Genomic DNA, 18,503 nt, shown 5'->3' on the forward strand with positions numbered 1-18,503 from the left:
TAGACTGGGTGTGTGGTGAGCACCGACTGGAAGAGCGACCTCAGGCAGCGCGGCTATCGGCTGACGCCGCAGCGGCAACTCGTGCTCGAAGCCGTGGACACCCTTGAGCACGCGACCCCCGACGACATCCTCGGCGAGGTGCGGAAGACGGCGTCGGGGGTCAACATCTCCACGGTCTACCGGACCCTGGAGCTCCTGGAGGAGCTGGGGCTGGTCAGCCACGCCCATCTGGGGCACGGTGCGCCGACGTATCACCTCGCCGACCGGCACCACCACATCCACCTGGTCTGCCGCGACTGCGAGAACGTGATCGAGGCGGATGTGGCGGTGGCCGCGGAGTTCACGGCCAAGCTGCGCCGGGAGTTCGGCTTCGAGACGGACATGAAGCACTTCGCGATCTTCGGGCGGTGCGAGGACTGCGCGCTGAAGAGAGCCGGCGCCGCATCCGTCCAGACTTCAATTACCGAGTCGTAGGCTTACGTTTATGAAGAGCCCCCTGCTGTCTCTGTCCGGCGCGGTGCCCGCCGAGGGTGTGGACGAGGACGTCGCCGCGCACTACGGCGATCTGTTCCGCGAGCAGCGTGCCCTCGCCGGCGGCACCGGTTTCGTCGACCTCTCCCACCGGGGGGTGGTGGCCGTCACCGGCGAGGACCGCCTGAGCTGGCTGCACCTGCTCCTCACCCAGCACGTCAGCGAGCTGCCCGTCGGCGAGGCCACCGAGGCGCTGATCCTCTCCGCGCACGGCCACATCGAGCACGCGTTGTACCTGGTCGACGACGGCACGACGGTATGGGCCCACGTCGAGCCGGGCACCCAGGAGGCGCTGATCGCCTACCTGGAGTCGATGAAGTTCTTCTACCGGGTGGAGGTCGCCGACCGCACCGCCGACTTCGCGGTCGTCCACCTGCCCGCCGGCTCCATCGCCGAGACCCCGGAGGGTGTCGTCGTACGCGAGACGGCGTACGGCCGCGATCTCTTCCTGCCCCGTGCCGACATGGAGCCGTACGCCGCGAAGGCGGGCCCGGCGGCCGGACTGCTCGCCTACGAGGCGCTGCGCGTCGAGCACCACCGGCCGCGGCTCGGCTTCGAGACGGACCACCGGACCATCCCCCACGAGCTGGGCTGGATCGGCACCGCCGTCCACCTCCAGAAGGGCTGCTACCGGGGCCAGGAGACGGTGGCCCGGGTGCAGAACCTCGGCAAGCCGCCGCGCCGCCTGGTCTTCCTCCACCTGGACGGCAGCGAGGTGCACCTGCCGCCGCACGGCACCGAGATCCGCGTGGCCGACGAGGGCGCGGACGGCCGGAGGATCGGCGTCGTGACGACGTCGGTGCGCCACTTCGAACTGGGGCCGGTGGCCCTGGCGGTGATCAAGCGCAACGTCCCGGTGGACGCCCGGCTGGTCGCGGGGGAGACCGCCGCGGCACAGGAAGTGATCGTCGAGCCGTAGCCTGGCCGCGCGGCCCGGTCCACAGGCTGTGGACGTCCGTGAGCCGCCACGGGATATGCCGTTGGCACGCCGAGCCGGCAACGGACCGCGGTCACTTGGCCACGGTGTGCACGTGTTCGACCTGGTCGGCGGCGGCGCCCCCGGCGGGGAGCCGCCGTGCCGCCGCAGGAGGAGTTCACATCTCCAGCAGGACGGTGAACGGGCCGTCGTTCGTCAGGGACACCCGCATCAGCGCCCCGAACCGCCCGGTCGCCACGGTCGCCCCGAGCGACCGCAACTGCGCGACCACCTCGTCCACCAGCGGCTCGGCCACCTCGCCGGGCGCCGCCGCGTTCCAGGTCGGCCGCCGCCCCTTGCGCGCGTCGCCGTACAGCGTGAACTGGCTGATGACGAGCAGTGGCGCGTCGACGTCACTGCACGACCTCTCGTCCGCCAGCATGCGGATCGACCAGAGTTTCCGGGCGAGTTGGGCCGCCTTCTCCTTCGTGTCGTCGTGTGTCACGCCGACGAGCACGCACAGCCCCTCGCCCTCGATCGCGCCCACCGTCTCGCCGTCCACGACGACGCTCGCGCCGTCCACCCGCTGCACCACTGCTCGCATGCGCACCATCATGCCCGGTGGTCCCGCGGCTTCACAGGGCCCACTATTGATCCTTAACAGCCCAACCAGGGCCGTTCGGGGGCACTCGGTCACATTGCGGCCACTTGGGGTGGCACCATGCTTCCACACGCCGGTCGAGGGGACGGTAGAGGCGTATGAGCACACCCAGTACCGGGCACCTGGAGGGGCAGGGCACGCAGAGCGTGCACAGCCTGCCCCGGCCGCCCGCACAGCGCGGCGAGGACATCCCGCTGCCCGCCGAACCACCGGAGTACGACCTGACCCGCCTGAGTCTGCCCGAACTGCGCGTGCTGCGCCGGGACGCGCAGCGCGACGAGGCCGACCTGAGCTATGTACGGCGGCTGCTGCAGGGCCGTATCGACATCCTGCGCGCGGAACTGGCCCGCCGCTCCCCGGCGGGCGCGGCCTCCGTCGTGGACCGCCTCCCGGAGATCCTCACGGACGCCCCGGCCCGCCACCGCTCCTCCGCCCGCCACGTCACCCTGGGCACCCCGCACAACGAGGAGTACGGCAGGCTGGCCGCCGACATGCTGTCCGAGGTCGAACTCTCCGACCTTCAGGCCCGCACGGACACCGAGTTGACGACGGCGATGGGCCGCCTCGTGCGCTACGAACAGGAGGTGTCGAGGCGGAGGCAGCGCCTGCAGCGGACGGCCGACGACTCCAGTGGGGAGATCACCCGCCGCTACCGGGAGGGCGAAGCACAGGTCGACGATCTGCTGACCTGAGACCGACTGCCGGGGCGCGCGGGGCTGAGTCGATGTGCGGCTCCGCCGCGATGGGGGTCCCCCCGCTCGAGCGAAGCCGAGAGTGGGGGAGCGACCGGCCCGCACCGGTCGGCAGCCGGAAATTGAATCGGCATCACCCCGGCCGAACACCTACCGTGCTGTCATGACCAACCCCGTCGAAGTCCGCCCCGTGACCGAATCCGAGCTCCAGGACTGGCACCGGGCCCTGGCCACCGGCTTCCTCCAGCGCCCCACCCATTCCGCCGGCGAACTCGAGGCCCGCCGGAAGCTGTTCGTCGCGGGCAGACTCCTCGGCGCCTTCGACGGCTCCCGCTGCGTGGCGACGTTCCGCTCCTTCGAGCAGGAGCTGACCGCCGTCGGCGGAGCGGCCGTCCCCGCCGACGCCATCTCGAACGTCACCGTGACCGCCACCCACCGCCGCCGCGGCCTGCTCACCCGCATGATGAGCCAGGACCTGGCGGCGGCGAAGGAGCGCGGAGACGTGGTCGCGACCCTGATCGCCGCCGAGTACCCGATCTACGGCCGCTACGGCTTCGGCCCGGCGACCACGCTGACGGAGTGGACCATCGAGGTCCCGCGCGCCGGCCTGGACCAGCGCTGGTCCGGCCCCGAGGACGGCGGCCGTATCGACCTCGTCGACGGCGAGGACATCCGCAAGCTCGGCCCCGACCTGCACGACCGCGTCCGCCGCAGCACCGCGGGCGCGGTCAGCCGCAGCGACCTGTGGTGGCAGTCGCGCACCGGGGCGGTCCGCTTCGACGAGGACTGGAAGGAGCCCTACTTCGCGGTGTACCGCTCGGCAGCCGGCGAGGTGGAGGGCATGGTGTCCTACGAGTCGGACGACAACTGGCAGGGCAAGCAGCCGTACAACACCGCCGACGTGCAATGGCTGCTCGGCACGAGCCCGGCGGCCGAGCGCGCGCTGTGGCACTACCTGTGCTCGATCGACTGGATCACCCGGGTGAAGAGCGGCTGGCGGTCGCCGGACGACCTGCTGCCGTACTACCTGCCCGACCCGCGCGCCGCGCGGCTCACCACCCAGGCGGACTGGCTGTGGGTACGGATCCTGGACGTGGTACGGGCCCTGGAGGCGCGGACCTACGACGTGGCGGGGTCGCTGGTCCTGGAGGTGGCGGACCGGCAGGGGCTGGCCGGCGGCCGGTTCCGGCTGGACGCCTCCCCCGATGGGGCGTCCTGCACCCCGACCACCGACACCCCCGACCTCGCGCTCGACATCGCCGAGCTGGCGAGTGTCTGGCTCGGTGACCAGTCCGTGGCGCGGTTGCACGCCGTGGGACGGGTCCAGGAAGAGCGAGTGGGCGCCGCCCGGGAGGCCGACGCCCTGCTGCGCGCGTCCGGGCGGCCTTGGTGCCCGGACCTCTTCTGAGGCAGGCCTCCTTCCTCCCGGGGACGGGTGCCTGAATCACCTGTGTTCACTTGTGGCTGTGCGGTTCTGTGCTGCTCATCCGTAGCGAGCTGTGAAGTTGTGGCTGTGCGGGTCTGCCTGTGTTCGGTTGTCGGTGTTCAGTTGTGACTGTGCCGGTTGTGCCCGTCGTGCTGACGGCACTGGTCGTGCGCCCCGGCAGCCGGCCTGGTGGACCGGGCTCCCGGCTCCCCTCCGGAAGGGAACCCGGACAGCCAACCGCCGAGGAAGTATGACCATGTTGCATGAGTTGGTGACCAACTCCACAGTACTTATCTCCACTTGGATGCGGCTCATAACCACCTTCCCGTGAACTGCCGAAAGATGGCGGGAAGTTGTACTGTTTGTCCGTGGACCCGGAACTCGCCTCCGTCAATGGACGGAAGAGGTCACAGCGGCCTCAGGCGTCACACCACAAGGTGGCCGACGAGCTGCGCACCCGGATCAGGTCCGGGGAGCTGCGGCCGGGCCAGCGCATGCCCACGCAGGCCAAACTGGCCGACGAGTTCGGCGTCGAGCGTGGCGCGGTACGGCAGGCCCTGCGCATTCTGCAGTCGGAGCACCTGCTCACCAACGTCTCGAAGGGCGCTCCGGCGACGGTGGCGACAGGTCCGGGGCCGGCGCGGTTCACCGTGGGTCCTGAGGTGCCCCCGCAGCCGACCATGGTGGCCCTCACCCCCCGGATAGAGGCGGCCTTCGCGGCCTCGCACGTGCGGATCGACGCGCTCTGCCTGACCTCGGTCTCGCTCAACCTCGCGCTCGGCGGGCCGCTGCGGCTCATCCACGCGGGGCGCCTGGAACCGGCCAAGATCGACGTCCGGGTGCTGCTGCCGAGCCGGAACATCGACCTCGCGTTCCCGACGGCGGTGGCGGCCGACGCCTCGGCCGAGGACGCGGTGCACGACCGCTGGCTGGCCCAGCGCAACGCCCAGGGCCAGGTGCTGCGGCACAACCTGCTGGCGCTGCGCGCCACGCACGGCATCGACGTGCAGGTCACATTCCGGGCCGTGCCGTTCACCCCGCCGGTCAAGCTGTACCTGCTCAACGGGGCGGAGGCGCTGTTCGCGTACTACACGCTGGGACGCCACGAGCGGGAGATCGACCACGAGCACCTGCAGACGTACGACGCCGAGGGCACGCGGTCGATGCTCTTCGCCTTCGAACAGGGCGCGGGGCTGCGGGACACCACGTTCGTGGACCAGTCCACACGGTGGTTCGACGCCCTGTGGGAGACGATCAGTTCCGAGCTGCAGCTGACGTCCTAGGCTGCCGCCCGGTCCTCACAGGGCGGGCCCGGCGAGCACCAGGGCGAGCAGGACGGCGCCGGCGGAGCTGAACGCCGGACTCTTGGCCTTGATGCCCACGGTGAGCAGCAGCAGACCGATAATGCCAGTGGCACCGTACTTCGACTGGACGATCTGTTCGAAGCCGACGACGAATGCGGCGGCGAGGAGAGCGAGGGCGGCGGGCATGGTGGTTCCCCCCATCAGTCGGGAAGCGAGGCTTCCGCCAACTCAACCAAGTTGGTGACCAACTCTGATTAAGTTGTCCCCAGTTGGCTGCTACTTATAAACAACCTTCAAACAACTCCCACTAGATGGATCAGAGTTGTAGCGTTTGGTCGTGACTCAGGAGAACGTGGCAGTGAATGCCGGCAGCACACCTCAGGAGATCGCCGACACCCTGCGGGAGCGCATCCGCTCGGGCGACCTCAAGGTGGGCGACCGCCTGCCCACCCAGGCCGAGCTGGCCGAGGAGTTCGGCGTGGAGCGGGGGACCGTGCGCCAGGCCGTGCGGGTACTCCAGGACGACGGTTTCCTCGTCGACGTCGGCAAGGGCAGCCCGCCGCGCATCGCCGAGCCGCGGCCCCTGGCGCTCGACGAGCCCCAGCCGACGATGGTCGGTCTCGGCCCCCGCATGACGGAGGCGTTCGCCGCCGCCCATGTCCGCATCGACGCGGCCTGCCTCACCGCCCAGAGCCTGCTGCCGGCGCTCGCCGAGCCGCTGCGCATGATCCACGAGGGCCGGATCCGCCCCGAGCGCATCGACGTCCGAGTCCTGCTGCCCAGCCGGGACATCCCGCTCGCCTTCCCGACGGCGGTCGACGGCGACGACGCCGCGGTCCACCACCGCTGGCTCGGTATGCGCAACGCCCAGGGCCAGGTCCTCCAGTACAACCTCCAGGGCCTGCGCTCCACCCACAAGATCGACGTGAACGTCACCTTCCGGGCCCTCCCGTTCACCCCGCCGATCAAGCTGTACCTGCTCAACGGCGCGGAAGCGCTGTTCGCCTACTACACGGTCACCCGTCGCGAGGAGCAGACGGAGGACGGCCCGCTCGACATGTACGACGCCGTCGGCTCGGAGTCCCTCCTCTTCTCCTTCGAGAAGAGCGCCGGGCACCGCGACGCCGCGTTCGTGGAGCAGTCGCAGAAGTGGTTCAACGCCCTCTGGGAAACCATCACGACGGACCTGACACTCTTCTAGTGACTTCTGATACGACGCAGACTGAACCGGCGGCAGCCAAGAGCGAGAACGCGACCGAAGAACTCACGGAACTGATCAGAAGCGCCCGTTTCGTCCTCTGGGACTTCGACGGGCCGATCTGCCGGCTGTTCGCGGGACACTCGGCGGCGGGCGTGGCCGGCGAACTGGTCGACTGGCTGGCGAGCCGCGGCCTGCACGGCCTGGTCACGGACACCGAGCGGGACTCCCTCGACCCGCACCTCGTCCTGCGGGCCGTGGACCGCAGGCACCCCGGCAGCGACCTGGTGGCGGAACTGGAGGAACGTCTCACCAAGGAGGAGCTGCGGGCCACGTCGACGGCGATGCCCACGGCGTTCGCGGACATCCTCATCCAGACGTGGCGGGCGCGGGGCGCCCGCATGGCGGTCACCACCAACAACTCCCCCCGGGTGGTCCGCGCCTACCTCGACGACCGCGGCCTGACCCCCTGCTTCGCCCCGCACATCTACGGCCGCACCCAGGACCTGCACCGCCTCAAGCCGGACCCGCACTGCCTCCACCGCGCCCTCAACGCGATGGGCGCCGCCCCCGGCGCGGCCCTGATGATCGGCGACTCGCCCTCGGACTTCCAGGCCGCCCGGACGGCCGGGGTCCCGTTTCTGGGCTACGCGCGTAACGAACGGAAAGCCAAGCTCTTGACCGAGGCCGGCGCGGTGCACGTGGTGGGGTCCTTGTGGCCGCTGCTGGAGACACTCCGGCACCAGGCGGCACCGGGCGGGTCCGGTGGGTGACGGGCGGCCGGCGGGCGGCGCGCCTACGGCGCCGGGCCACCAGCATGCCGATCAAGCCGGATGCGGAGGCGGTCAGCTGGATCAGATCGTCTATCCGTACCGTCACCCCGAATACCCGTAACTCCATGGCGTCCGCTCCCCGCAAGCTCCGGTCGACCGTGCGGCATCCGGGCCCACCTGCCTGGTTGCCGGTCTTTATCAGGCATGCCCAGGCAGGTTGATCCGTTAACCGGCTGGGCCGCAGGGCTTCCTGCCTGACCCGGGTCGTGTTTGCGCGGCGGCTCGGGGAGGAACGTTCGCTGTATGGCGGTCAGGCAGGTACGTAACGGTGGTGGCAAGGCGTTCCGGCAGGTTGCGGAGGCGCTGCGGGCCCGGATGGTGGACGGGACGTACCAGCTGGGTGCGGAACTGCCCGCACAGGGGTCGCTCGCCAAGGAGTTCGGGGTGTCCCGCGACACCGTGCAGCGAGTGGTGCGCGAACTGGGCCACGAGGGGTGGATCGAATCCCGCCAGGGCAGCCCGGCACGGGTCGTCAAGGTCCAGCGCGTGCAGTCCTCCACGGCGAAGGCCAGCAGGTCACGACAGGCGATGATGCTGGGGCCGCTGATCAGCGAGGCGTTCGAACAGCCCGAGGTCTCCCTGGACGTCTTCACGTTGACCTCGGAGTCCCTCGACGCCCACATCCGGCTCCAGGCGGAGCGGATCCGGGCCGGTGCCATCGCGCCCGGCAGCATCGTCGTACGGCTGCTGCTGCCTGATCCTCAGCTCGACCTGCCGTATCCGGTGATCAGGCAGGACAAGGACGATCCGCGGCTGCGGGAGCGGCTGCGCGCCATCACCGACCGGCACACGGAATCGCTGCGTACCGCGCTCAGGGACCTGCAGGCCGAGCGGTTGGTGCAGGCCGTCGACGTCCAGGTCAGGCATGTGCGGCTGGGGCCGGCCTTCAAGCTCTACGTCATCAACAGGACAGAGGTGCTGCACGCCCTCTACGAGGTCATCGAACGGCCCATCATCCTGGACACCGGTGAGGAGATCGACGCACTCGACGTGCTGGGGCTGGGCGCGATGCTGACGCACCACGTCGAGGACGCCGATCCGAACTCGCCGGGATCCGTCTTCGTCCAAGGGATGCGGTCCTGGTTCGAGTCGGTGTGGAACCTGCTCGCCGAGTAGCGCTGCCGAGTAACGCTGCCGTCTCCTCTCGGCGGAGCGAAGGTGGGGCCAAGCGCAGTGCGTTAGCATGCCCGCATTATCTGAGCGACCGCTCCGGTTCCTACGTATGAGAAGGTCAAGCACACCGATCTCAGAACGACCTGACGCAGCGGGGTACCAAACCCACCCGTTGTGGCTACTCGATTGCGTCTCTGGTCGTGCGGGCAGTCAGCCGCGTTTACCGTTTGCCGTACTTTCCAGCCAGCGCTAGCAATTCCGGAGCGGCCAGTGGGCGCATCTTCAGTTCCCCCTATGTCCATTGGGGAACGCGCCAAGCCCGGCGCAGGTCATGCGCTTAACCAGCAGATCGTGGGCCATGCCATGGAATACAGCAAGGCGCACAGTGGGTACCACAACAAGAACTACGTCCTGCCGTTGACCGTCCCCATGGCTCAGTTGCTGGGCCGTGAGTCCGGCATGCCGGTGACGGTACGCGTGCGGCGTGCCGACGCGCTGCCGGTGGTGATCAGGACGTGGCAGAACGAGGCGGAGATCCTCAGGGCCGTCAGAACCGCGCTGCCACATGTGCCCGAATGCCTCTTCGAAGGAGACGGGTTCGCCATCCACAGCTATGTGGAAGGAGTGCCGCTGTCCAGCGTCTGCGGCAACGGGAAACCCGTCGACACACTGCTGATCGAGGAAATCGCCCGGCTCCTCGCTCAGATGACCCAGGTGCGCAGGGCGACGCTGCCGGCCCTGCCCGCCTCCTGGCCCAGCAACGGCCAGGACAGCCAGGGCTTTCTGCAGACGCTGGCGCGCTGTGCGGACCAGCAGATCCGGCGCCCCAACCTGCGCGCCTTCGGTGGGCTGTTCGCGGCGCTCGGTATTCCGGGGGACGCCCTCAACCGGTTCGCGGAGCGGGTGCCGGTGATGGCGCGACGGCCGTACAGCCTGCTCCACGCGGACCTGCACCGGGACAACCTGATCGTCACCTACGGTGGTCAGCCGTCGCTCATCTGCGTCGACTGGGAACTGGCCACCTACGGCGACCCCCTCCACGACCTCGCCACCCACCTGGTGCGCATGCACTACCCCCCGCACCAGTGGTCCGAGGTGATCGAGGCGTGGGCCCGGGCCATGGAGTCGACCCGGCCCGGAGCCGTCAACGGCGTGGGCAAGGACCTGCGTCACTACGTCGCCTTCGAGCAGGCGCAGTCCGTCTATCCGGACGTGATGCGGGCCGCCACGTCCCTGGACGAGTCGTTCGACCAGAAGGGCCTGGACGAGGCCACGAAGTCGGTCCTCCTCGCCCTGGAATCGGCCCAGGCCCCTCTGCAGTTGCGGCAGCTGCCCAACGAAGCCGAGATCGAGCGCGTCCTGTTTCGGTGGCGAATTTCCCGCGGGGAGGCGCGGAAGGGGATTTTCGCCAGTTTCGGCACCGTGTCCTGGGCGCCGGACAGACGTGTTCCGGAGCACCCGGAATTTCCTTATCATGCGGTGCACGGAGCACTGCACGCCGAGGGCGCGGCTCCGGCCGGCCGGGTGTTCAAGGGGACGGGCCATCTGAATTCCGTGGTAGATGTCCCCGGAATCAAATTTCCCGTCGTGGTGCGGCGCAAGGTGAAAAACGTATCCCGCCGCGAACGCAGTTTTCTCAGCGAACACGCCGTGCTCAGGGCCATCGAGAATTCGGGTGTTCCGGTGGCGGCGCCGAGGATCCTGGCGCTGGGCGAGAGCTACCCCGGGAAATATGAGAAAGACCGTTTCGCCATCCACACCTACGAAGGGTCACTCGACATCCACCGGCCGCCCAGTCATCCGGTGAACGGCCTGTCGCCGCACGAGGCGGACCGTCTTGTCGACCAACTCTGTGCGCTGAAGGGCGTCGACTACTCCAAGCTCGACCCGGCCGCCGGTCACGAGGGCTTCGGCTTCTACAGCTACCTTCGTGAGCAGCTCGTCCTGCTGGTGGAGAACCTGCCCAAGGAATCCCGGCAACTCGCCCGGCAACTGGGTCTGCCGGACGCCGGACGACTGGGGCTGATACTGGACCGGCACGGGGTGAGCAAGCGCGAACCGATCCTGCTGCACGGTGACCTGAACCCGTGGAACCTGGTGCGGCGGGACGACGAGATGGCGCTGACCATCATCGACTGGGAGATGGCGGTCGTCGGCGACCCTCTGTACGACCTGGTGCGCCACATGCATCTCACCCCCACCCGGCCGGAGATCCGCGATCGGATGTTCCGCCGGTGGGAGCGTCTGCTGCCGTCGGACTACACGGACAACTGGCAGCAGGACTGGCAGGTCTACCGGTGGATCGAGATCGTCCGTTCCGCCTACGTGGACCTGGACCGGCTGGTCACCGGGGCGAGCCTGGACGCCCCCAACGTCCGCCGGGCCGTGGACTCGTACGCCATGACGCTGGCGGCGGCGATCGCCTCCCTGGGCCTGCCGGCCCGGGCGACGGCGAATCCTCATCTTGCTCGTGCTCTGGCCTAGCGGGAACATGAATCCTCCGAATACCCGTTTGTCCGCAGGTCTGCAGGGCCGGCCGGGCAGCGCTGCGCGGAGGGGGCGTGCATGTCCGGGCGGAGCGGTGGTTCGGCGGGTGCGGACGGGATGTCGCGGCTGAGACGCTTTCAGGAGCGCGTCGAGCCGGTGGTGACCCGCGTCCTGCTGCTCGGGATCTTCGTCACCGGCCTCACGGCCCAGTTCGTGAAGCCGGTCGGAGACGCCCTGGAGGGCAAGGCGTATCTCGGCGGTGCCCTGCTGAGCCTGGTCGGCTACGTCCTGTACGACCAGGTGAAGGAGCTGACGTCGTCGGTCCGCGCCCCGACGCGGGCACTGGTCAGCTCCACTCAGCTGGGGAGCTTCGTGAGTGAGGCCTTCGAGGCGCGCCGGGTCGAGATCAGCTTTCTGGGCTACACGGGCGAGACGCTGTACAACACGCTGTATCACCGTCTGGAGGACCTCCTCGACCGTCCCGGCCCCGCCCGCAGAGTGCTGGTCCGCATGCTCGTCCCCGACTTCGGCCAGCCGATGACGGTCCCCTCCAAGGTGGGGGAGCAGGACGTGCCCGTGGACGACCCCGACTTCCGTCAGCGCATGGAGCAGCGGTGCCGTGAATACGACGGCATCCTCTCCGAACTCGCGGAGCGCCTCACGGCCGCCGGCCGGGTGCGGGTCGAGTGCGAGTACCGGCTCTATCCCGGGATCCCGCGCGACAAGATCTGCATCTTCAACCGGCAGCAGGTACTGCACGGCCTGTACGACCTGTCCGCCCGGATGCGGCTGCACCACCTGGGCGACGAGTACTACGACCCCAAGGGCTACCGGACCGACCTGAACGTGTGGTCCCGGGAGGGTGTGGCCGAAGCGGCGGTGGCGAACTGGACCAAGCACTTCGACGACCTGTGGAGCCTCGCCAGGCAGCCGCGGTGGCGGCAGGGGGCCTCGGCCTGACCGCCGCTGCGTAGGCTCGCCCCATGGGTGAGACGGGCCTGCGTGAGCGCAAGAAGCGGCGGATGTACGAGGACGTGTCGGACATCGCCGTGCGGCTGTTCCTGGCGAAGGGGTTCGACGCGGTGTCGGTGGCCGAGGTGGCCGCCGCGGCCGGTATCTCCAAGCCGACGCTGTTCCGGTACTTCCCGGCCAAGGAGGACCTGGTCCTGCACCGGATCGCCGATCACGAGACGGAGGCGGCCCGGCTGGTCGCGGGCGCCGAGTCGCCCGTCGGTGTGCTGCGGGCGCACTTCCTCGACGGGCTGCGGCGGGGCGACCCGATCACCGGGCTCAACGACCACCCCCAGGTGCTCGCCTTCCACACCCTGCTCAACAGCACCCCCACCCTGGTCGCCCGCCAGCACGCCTACCTGGAGCGGTCGGAGGCCGCGCTCGCCGAGGCCCTCGGCGGCACCCTGGACGCCAGGCTCGCCGCCGGCCAGATCATCGCCGTACAGCGGGTCCTCGCGCAGGACAACTGGCGGCGGATCGCGGCCGGGGAGCGGGCCGAGGACGTGCGGGAGGAAGCGGTGCGGGCGGCGGAGCGGGCGTTCGCACGGCTGGAGCGGGCCGTGACGGACCACTGATGAGTCGCAGTCAAAAAATTAACTCGGTTACAAATTTTCGCCTACGCTGTCTTCATGCAGCAGGAACTCGACCGTGAACGCGCCTACCACGACACCTGCCGAGCCGCCCTCGCCCGCATGGTCGAAGGCGCCGTCGAGCACGTCGTCACCGGCGAGGACGTCTCCGCGTCCGGTGCCGACGCCGAAGTGCTCGGGTACCGGCTGCGCAGCCGGGCCAAGGAGATGCGCGAGCTGCCCGAGGGGCCCCTGTTCTTCGGCAAGCTCGACTTCGAGGCAGGCGAGCACGCCGGGCAGAGCTACCGCATCGGCCGCCTGCGCATCAGCGAGGAACCGACCGCCCCGCCCCTCGTCGTCGACTGGCGCGCCCCCGTCTCCCGCGCCTTCTACCAGGCCGGCCCCGACGACCCGCAGGGCGTGGCGGTACGGCGGCGGTTCGGCTGGGCGCCCGGCAGCCGCGGCGACTCCGCCGACCTGACGGGGCTGGAGGACGAGCAGCTGGGCAAGGGGGAGTCCGCGACCGGGAGCACCCTGCTCACCCGCGAGATCGAACGGCCGCGCGTCGGCCCCATGCGGGACATCGCCGCCACCATCCAGCCCGACCAGGACGACCTGGTCCGCGCCGGTCTCGCCGACTCCGTCTGCGTCCAGGGCGCCCCGGGCACCGGCAAGACCGCCGTCGGCCTGCACCGCGCCGCCTACCTCCTCTACACCCACCCACAGCGCATCCGCCGCTCCGGCCTCCTGATCCTCGGCCCCAACCGCACCTTCCTCTCCTACATCTCCGAGGTCCTCCCGGCCCTGGGCGAGACCGGCGTCCGGCAGACGACCCTGCCGGAGGAGATCGGCCGCCACCCCGTCACCGGTACCGACCCCGCCCGCACCGCCGCGCTCAAGCACGACCCGCGGATGGCCGGGGTCCTGCGCCGTGCCCTGTACGCCCGCGTCCGCACGGACGCCGTCACCCCCCTCTCGCTCTCCGACGGCACCTACACCTGGCGGGTGCCCGCCGCCGTGCTCACGGAGATCGTCGCGGGGGTGCGGGACGAGGAACCGCCGTACGCCGTGGGCCGGGAGCGGGTGCGGGGGCGGGCGATGCGGGCCGTACAGCTCCAGGCCGAACGGCGGGCGGGCCCGCAGCCCGCCGCCTTGACCCGGCGCCTGGAACGCTCCCGGGCGATGAGCCGCTACCTCGACACCGTCTGGCCGAAGGTGCGCCCGGAGGAGGTGGTGGCCGAACTCCTCACGGACGGCGAGGTGCTGGCAGCGGCCGCCGCGGGGCTGCTGACCCCCGGCGAGCAGCGGGACCTGCGCTGGGCCCGCCCGCCCCGCTCGTACCGGTCCGCCCGCTGGTCGGCCGCCGACCTGGTCCTCCTCGACGAGGTCGCGGGGCTCGTCGACCACCCCGAGGGCTACGGCCACATCGTCGTGGACGAGGCCCAGGACCTGTCTCCCATGGAGTGCAGGGCGATCGCCCGCCGCGCGGTCTTCGGCTCCCTCACCGTCCTCGGCGACCTCGCCCAGGCCACCACGCCCTGGGCGGCGCGGAGCTGGGACGCCGTACTGGGCCACCTGGGCAAGCCGGACGCGGCCGTCGTCCCGCTCACCACCGGTTTCCGTGTCCCGGCGGCGGTCGTGGCCCTGACCAACCGGCTGCTGCGCCGGCTGGGCACCGACGTACCGCCGGCCAGGTCCTACCGCGGCGACGGCGAGGTGCGGATCCGCCCGGCGGACGACGTGCGCGCGGCGACGGTCACCGCGGTCCGGGAGGCGCTGGCCCACGAGGGGTCGGTGGGGGTGGTGGCGGCGGACGCGCAGGTGAGCGCCGTACGCGAGGCGCTGGCGGCCGCGGGCCTCGAACCGGCGGGACCGGACGAACTGGGCGCGCGGGTGGCCGTGGTCCCGGCGAGCGTGGTCAAGGGCCTGGAGTACGACCACGTGGTGGCCGTGGAACCGGCGGCGGTGGCGGAGGGGGAGGAACGCGGACTGCACAGGCTGTACGTGGTCCTGACGCGGGCGGTGTCGAGACTGGACGTGGTGCATGCCAGGCCGTTGCCGTTCTGAGCAGCGCGCGTGCCGCACCGTGGAGCACGAGTCCGGCCTGACGGAGGCGGACTCCGCGGTGCCGGCGGACCGGCCGGCGGTCCGGCGCAGCCGACGTCTCAGCCCCGGCGTGGCGCGCCCGTGGCGACGGAATCCGCGACCGAGTCCGTGACCGAGTCCGTGACGGTGTCGGCGAAGGCCCTGGCGAGCGGGGAGAGCGCGTCCCAGCGGCGTACCGCCCAGCCGACGGCGAGCGGCGGCAGGTCGGGGACGGGGATGAGCCGGAGGGAGCCGTCGCCGCCGGGGATCCGGCGGCCGGGTAGAGCGGGTACGACGGCGTGGCCGAGACCGAGTTCCGCCAGCAGCAGGGCGGTGTCCCAGTCGGCGACACCGGTGTCGGAGCTGCTCCGGACGCCCAGTTCGGTGAACGCGGCGTCGAGGCGGGCCCCGGAAGCGGAGTTCTGCGGCAGCCGGATGAGGCGGATGCCGGCCAGATCGGCCACCTCGATACGGGCCCGGCGCGCCAGCGGGTCGGCGGCGCGGGCGGCCAGTACCCAGGGCAGGTCCACGACAGGCCGCTGCTCGATGCCGCGAACCGGGCTGCCGAGGGTGACCCAGGCGAGGTCGAGGTGGCCGGCGGCGAGGGCGTCGAAGCACCTGCGGCCGGAGGTCTCCGTCTGGAACTCCAGGTTCACCTTCGGGTGGCGCCGCCGGAAGGTGACGATGGCCTCGGCCATGAAGTGCCGTACGGTCGTCCCGCCCGTGGCGACGCGTACCGAGCCGGTGTCGCCGTTGACGAGGTCCCCGAGGCGCCGCAGGGCCGAGTCCAGCCCGGCGATGCCGGCGGCGGCCGCGTCCCACAGGACCCGTCCGGCGTCGGTCGGTACGACGCCCCGCGGCTGCCGCTCCAGGAGGCTCACGCCGGTCTCCCGTTCCAGCCGCTTCACGTGCTGGCTGACCGCGGACTGGGTGCAGGCCAGCTCCCGCGCGACGGCGCTGAGGCTGCCGGCCCGGCACACGGCCACGAAGACGCGCAGGTCGTCCAGAGTCATGGAGCCACGTTACCCAAGCCAGAGCTTGGGTTTCCTGAGAAAACCCGAGGATTGACTGGGGGCATCGACGCTCGCGATGATCGGCACAGGGCCCTGGGCGGCAACCCGTCCGGTGTCTTCGCGGGGTCCGGACCCAGGCGGAGGCACCGGACGGGTGCCGACCCGCGCGACGGAAGGAACCGCCTCGTGTCCGCATCCCCCGCGACGCCTGCCGCTTCCAGCCGGGCCGTCGCACTGCTGCGCGCTCTCGACGCCGCGGAGATCGCCCATCCGGGCGGCACGCTTCTCGCGCACCTCCGGCGCGTCCAGGAGCGACTCGCCGACTGGGGCGCCCGTCCCGCGCTCCAGCTCGCGGGCCTGTGCCACGCGTGCTACGGCACCGACGGCTTCCCCACCGCCCTGCTGCCCCTGGACCGCCGTGCCGAACTCGCGGCCGTGATCGGCACGGAGGCCGAGGCGATCGTGTATCTCTACGCCTCGTGCGACCGCAAGGCCACCTACCCGGCCCTCGCCGACCCCGACGCGGCCTTCCACGACCGCTTCACCGGCCGTGCCGACGTCCCCGCGCTCCGGCTCCGCCGGGACTTCGCCGAACTCTCCGCCGCCAACGAACTCGATCTCGCCCGCATCGACCCGTCCTTCCGCGAGAAGTGGGGAGCCGAACTCCTCGCCCTGTTCACCCGCTCGCGCCCCCTGCTGAGCCGGCCCGCCTGGTCCGACTGCCGCGCCGTTCTCGCTCCGGCGCCCCACCGTGGGCAGGGCTGAGAGCCAGCACTGAGATCCAGTACTGAAAGCCAGTGCTGAGAGGCAAGGGGTGGCCAGGCGTCTCCGGGGCAGGTCAGGGCAGGGCTCAGGGGCCGGCCGGCGCGGTGCGGGGGCGGGACGGGGCGGCGGAACGGCGCAGCTCTGCCGTGCTGGCGGCCACCCAGGCGACGGCGCCGAGGCACAGCAGGCCGCCGCTGACGAGGGCCGTCGTGCCCGAGGTCGCGTCTGCTACGAGGCCGCCGCGCAGGTTGCCGAGGTCGGGTCCGGCCTGTCCGACGATCTGTTCGGCGGCGCTGACCCGGCCGAGCAGTTCGTCCGGGGTGTGCGTCTGGACGACGGTGCTCCGGGAGACGACGGAGACGGTGTCGGCGGCGCCGGCCAGCACGAGGCAGCCCAGTCCGCTCCAGGGGCCGGGCGCCATACCGAACAGGGTCAACGCCGCGCCCCAGGCGGCGGATCCGCAGAGCATGACCAGGCCGGGGCGGGGGAGCCGGGTGAAGGCTCCGGAGAAGAGCGACGCCACGACGCCGCCGACGGCGACAGCCGTGAGGAACAGCCCGAGGGTGCTGGGATTGTCGCCGAACCGTTCGGCGTTGAGCAGGGGGAACAGGCTGACGGGCATCGACAGCACGGTGCTGGCCAGGTCGGTGAGCAGGGCCCCGCGGACGGCAGGAGTGCGGCCCAGGAAGGCCAGGCCGTCCAGCACTCCGCGCAGGCCGGGCCGAGCGGAGGCCTCGTGGCGGGGCAGCCGCGGCAGACCGAACGCCCCGTAGAGCGCGGCGACGAAGGACAGGGCGTCGATCAGGTAGCAGGCGCCGATCCCCGGCCCGCCCGCGAGCAGTCCGCTCAGTGCGGGACCGAGCAGCATGGCCCCCTGGAAGGCGATGCGCCGCAGCGCCAGGCCCGCGGCCAGTTGGTGCGCGGGCAGCAGGTGCGGGATGAAGGTGCGCGATGCCGGGCCGCCGCCCGCGCCGAAGCAGGACTGGAGAGCGACCAGGCCCAGCACGCCGGCGGCGGGCACGTGGCCGAGAAAGCCCTGCAGTGCCAGCAGGAGCGAACACACGGCTTGTCCACCGGTGGTGAGCAGGTAGAACTTCCGCCGGTCCACTCGGTCGACGAGCGATCCGGCGAACAGTCCGAGGACGACGAGGGGGACCGCCTGGGCGAGCCCGACGGCACCTGTCCACGTGGTGCTTTCCGTCATCTGCCAGATCTGGAACATCACCGCGACGACTGTCATCTGGCCGCCGAAACCGGACAGCGCCTGGCCGATCCACAGCCGCCGGAACGCTGGTGACGACCGTAACGGGGTCACGTCGATCAGTGCGCGGCTCATTCCCATGCGCGTTCCCATGCGGGATCCTCGGCCAGTTTCGCGGCGATCCGGTCGTGGAAACTCCTGCGCGCCAGAGCCTGTTCGATGTCGGTGACGACCTGGGAGAGCGGGTAGGGAATCTCCTCCTCCAGTTCGGCGACGGCGGCCTCGGTGGCCCGCCACTCCGCTGCCAGACGACCGATGACGCCGCGGGCCTTGTCGGTGAGCGTCACCTTTCTGGTGCGCGCGTCGTCGCCCACGACGGTCTCCACCCAGCCGGCCTCGCGCATCGCGGCGACCTTCTGACTGAGCGCCGAGTGCGTGCGCTGAACCGACTCGGCGAGTTCCGCGATGGTCATGGGGCCGCGCGCATGGAGCCGGAGCAGCTCCATGACGAAGCTGGGCTTGAGCCCGTCGATCTGCTGTCCGGAGTAGAGCCGGGCGATGTCGGCGTCCAAGGACGCCTGGAGCAGACGCAGGGGGCGCCAGAGGCTCTGCTGGGACGGGTCGAGTGCGTCGGGGTCGGCCATGAGCCGCATCGTAACAGTGGTTATATAAGCACTGTTGTTTTTTGGTGGCGCCGC

Annotated in this window: 18 protein-coding genes; 13 read left to right on the forward strand and 5 right to left on the reverse strand. The window is 70.7% G+C overall.

Annotated features, from left to right (window positions below; genetic code table 11):
• Positions 1-12 precede the first annotated feature (12 nt).
• A complete protein-coding gene (locus LQ326_RS35085) occupies positions 13-474 on the forward strand; it encodes a Fur family transcriptional regulator (protein ID WP_234543117.1) in 462 nt (153 codons plus the stop codon).
• A 10-nt stretch (positions 475-484) separates the two neighbouring features.
• Complete coding sequence (gene ygfZ, locus LQ326_RS35090) at positions 485-1,450, forward strand: CAF17-like 4Fe-4S cluster assembly/insertion protein YgfZ (RefSeq protein WP_234543118.1); 966 nt, start codon at positions 485-487, stop codon at positions 1,448-1,450.
• A 175-nt stretch (positions 1,451-1,625) separates the two neighbouring features.
• On the opposite strand, the gene dtd is transcribed toward ygfZ, so the two are convergent.
• Positions 1,626-2,051 carry a D-aminoacyl-tRNA deacylase gene (gene dtd, locus LQ326_RS35095; RefSeq protein WP_234543119.1) on the reverse strand — a complete coding sequence of 142 codons (426 nt, stop codon included), beginning with the start codon at positions 2,049-2,051 and terminating at the stop codon, positions 1,626-1,628.
• 155 nt (positions 2,052-2,206) lie between these two features.
• On the opposite strand from dtd, the gene LQ326_RS35100 reads away from it, so the two are divergent.
• The 3 genes from LQ326_RS35100 (at position 2,207) to LQ326_RS35110 (ending at position 5,509) form a co-directional block, all read left to right on the forward strand.
• Positions 2,207-2,800, forward strand: coding sequence for an RsiG family protein (locus LQ326_RS35100; RefSeq protein WP_234543120.1), 594 nt, complete (start codon positions 2,207-2,209; stop codon positions 2,798-2,800).
• Positions 2,801-2,963: 163 nt separating this feature from the next.
• Positions 2,964-4,208 carry a GNAT family N-acetyltransferase gene (locus tag LQ326_RS35105; RefSeq protein WP_234543121.1) on the forward strand — a complete coding sequence of 415 codons (1,245 nt, stop codon included), beginning with the start codon at positions 2,964-2,966 and terminating at the stop codon, positions 4,206-4,208.
• Positions 4,209-4,588: 380 nt separating this feature from the next.
• Positions 4,589-5,509 carry a winged helix-turn-helix domain-containing protein gene (locus LQ326_RS35110; protein WP_234543122.1) on the forward strand — a complete coding sequence of 307 codons (921 nt, stop codon included), beginning with the start codon at positions 4,589-4,591 and terminating at the stop codon, positions 5,507-5,509.
• Between the two features lie 15 nt (positions 5,510-5,524).
• Here LQ326_RS35110 and LQ326_RS35115 read toward each other — a convergent pair whose 3' ends face one another.
• The gene (locus LQ326_RS35115; RefSeq protein ID WP_181802394.1) at positions 5,525-5,716 is read right to left on the reverse strand and encodes a hypothetical protein; all 192 of its coding nucleotides are present in this window, start codon (positions 5,714-5,716) and stop codon (positions 5,525-5,527) included.
• Positions 5,717-5,861: 145 nt separating this feature from the next.
• Between LQ326_RS35115 and LQ326_RS35120 the strand changes: the two genes are divergently transcribed.
• From LQ326_RS35120 to LQ326_RS35150, 7 genes are all read left to right on the forward strand, one after another.
• Positions 5,862-6,731: a FadR/GntR family transcriptional regulator gene (locus LQ326_RS35120; protein WP_234543123.1), complete on the forward strand. Its 870-nt coding sequence runs from the start codon at positions 5,862-5,864 to the stop codon at positions 6,729-6,731.
• Entirely contained in the window at positions 6,731-7,501 is a 771-nt protein-coding gene (locus LQ326_RS35125; protein WP_234543124.1) for an HAD family hydrolase, read from the forward strand. The genes LQ326_RS35120 and LQ326_RS35125 overlap by 1 nt, the downstream gene beginning before the upstream one ends.
• 303 nt (positions 7,502-7,804) lie before the next feature.
• Positions 7,805-8,677, forward strand: a complete 873-nt coding sequence (locus tag LQ326_RS35130; RefSeq protein ID WP_234543125.1) for a winged helix-turn-helix domain-containing protein — start codon at positions 7,805-7,807, stop codon at positions 8,675-8,677.
• 360 nt (positions 8,678-9,037) lie between these two features.
• The gene (locus tag LQ326_RS35135) at positions 9,038-11,158 is read left to right on the forward strand and encodes an aminoglycoside phosphotransferase family protein (RefSeq protein WP_234543126.1); all 2,121 of its coding nucleotides are present in this window, start codon (positions 9,038-9,040) and stop codon (positions 11,156-11,158) included.
• 120 nt (positions 11,159-11,278) lie between these two features.
• On the forward strand, positions 11,279-12,121 hold the full coding sequence (locus LQ326_RS35140) for a hypothetical protein (RefSeq protein WP_234543127.1): 843 nt from the start codon (positions 11,279-11,281) through the stop codon (positions 12,119-12,121).
• Between the two features lie 23 nt (positions 12,122-12,144).
• Positions 12,145-12,747 carry a TetR/AcrR family transcriptional regulator gene (locus LQ326_RS35145; protein ID WP_234543128.1) on the forward strand — a complete coding sequence of 201 codons (603 nt, stop codon included), beginning with the start codon at positions 12,145-12,147 and terminating at the stop codon, positions 12,745-12,747.
• A 54-nt stretch (positions 12,748-12,801) separates the two neighbouring features.
• Entirely contained in the window at positions 12,802-14,808 is a 2,007-nt protein-coding gene (locus tag LQ326_RS35150; RefSeq protein ID WP_234543129.1) for a HelD family protein, read from the forward strand.
• Between the two features lie 98 nt (positions 14,809-14,906).
• On the opposite strand, the gene LQ326_RS35155 is transcribed toward LQ326_RS35150, so the two are convergent.
• The gene (locus tag LQ326_RS35155) at positions 14,907-15,839 is read right to left on the reverse strand and encodes a LysR family transcriptional regulator (protein WP_234543130.1); all 933 of its coding nucleotides are present in this window, start codon (positions 15,837-15,839) and stop codon (positions 14,907-14,909) included.
• A 186-nt stretch (positions 15,840-16,025) separates the two neighbouring features.
• Between LQ326_RS35155 and LQ326_RS35160 the strand changes: the two genes are divergently transcribed.
• A complete protein-coding gene (locus LQ326_RS35160; protein ID WP_234543131.1) occupies positions 16,026-16,604 on the forward strand; it encodes a DUF6817 domain-containing protein in 579 nt (192 codons plus the stop codon).
• An 85-nt stretch (positions 16,605-16,689) separates the two neighbouring features.
• On the opposite strand, the gene LQ326_RS35165 is transcribed toward LQ326_RS35160, so the two are convergent.
• Together LQ326_RS35165 and LQ326_RS35170 are read right to left on the reverse strand one after the other, a co-directional pair.
• Positions 16,690-17,946: an MFS transporter gene (locus LQ326_RS35165; protein WP_234543145.1), complete on the reverse strand. Its 1,257-nt coding sequence runs from the start codon at positions 17,944-17,946 to the stop codon at positions 16,690-16,692.
• Positions 17,937-18,449 (reverse strand): MarR family winged helix-turn-helix transcriptional regulator, encoded by a 513-nt coding sequence (locus tag LQ326_RS35170; RefSeq protein ID WP_234543132.1) that lies wholly within the window; start codon positions 18,447-18,449, stop codon positions 17,937-17,939. Before LQ326_RS35170 ends, LQ326_RS35165 begins: the two co-directional genes overlap by 10 nt.
• Positions 18,450-18,503 lie beyond the last annotated feature (54 nt).

The organism is Streptomyces shenzhenensis, assembly GCF_021462265.1.
In the GTDB taxonomy this organism is placed as follows: domain Bacteria; phylum Actinomycetota; class Actinomycetes; order Streptomycetales; family Streptomycetaceae; genus Streptomyces; species Streptomyces shenzhenensis.

Bases quoted from the DNA above. Each gene is read 5' to 3' on its own strand.
- LQ326_RS35135 (WP_234543126.1), top strand. From the start codon at position 9,038: ATGGAATACAGCAAGGCGCACAGTGGGTACCACAACAAGAACTACGTC.
- LQ326_RS35130 (WP_234543125.1), top strand. From the start codon at position 7,805: ATGGCGGTCAGGCAGGTACGTAACGGTGGTGGCAAGGCGTTCCGGCAG.
- LQ326_RS35140 (WP_234543127.1), top strand. From the start codon at position 11,279: ATGTCGCGGCTGAGACGCTTTCAGGAGCGCGTCGAGCCGGTGGTGACC.
- LQ326_RS35165 (WP_234543145.1), bottom strand. From the start codon at position 17,946: ATGGGAATGAGCCGCGCACTGATCGACGTGACCCCGTTACGGTCGTCA.
- dtd (WP_234543119.1), bottom strand. From the start codon at position 2,051: ATGCGAGCAGTGGTGCAGCGGGTGGACGGCGCGAGCGTCGTCGTGGAC.
- LQ326_RS35100 (WP_234543120.1), top strand. From the start codon at position 2,207: ATGAGCACACCCAGTACCGGGCACCTGGAGGGGCAGGGCACGCAGAGC.
- ygfZ (WP_234543118.1), top strand. From the start codon at position 485: ATGAAGAGCCCCCTGCTGTCTCTGTCCGGCGCGGTGCCCGCCGAGGGT.
- LQ326_RS35145 (WP_234543128.1), top strand. From the start codon at position 12,145: ATGGGTGAGACGGGCCTGCGTGAGCGCAAGAAGCGGCGGATGTACGAG.
- LQ326_RS35155 (WP_234543130.1), bottom strand. From the start codon at position 15,839: ATGACTCTGGACGACCTGCGCGTCTTCGTGGCCGTGTGCCGGGCCGGC.
- LQ326_RS35105 (WP_234543121.1), top strand. From the start codon at position 2,964: ATGACCAACCCCGTCGAAGTCCGCCCCGTGACCGAATCCGAGCTCCAG.
- LQ326_RS35150 (WP_234543129.1), top strand. From the start codon at position 12,802: ATGCAGCAGGAACTCGACCGTGAACGCGCCTACCACGACACCTGCCGA.
- LQ326_RS35170 (WP_234543132.1), bottom strand. From the start codon at position 18,449: ATGGCCGACCCCGACGCACTCGACCCGTCCCAGCAGAGCCTCTGGCGC.
- LQ326_RS35115 (WP_181802394.1), bottom strand. From the start codon at position 5,716: ATGCCCGCCGCCCTCGCTCTCCTCGCCGCCGCATTCGTCGTCGGCTTC.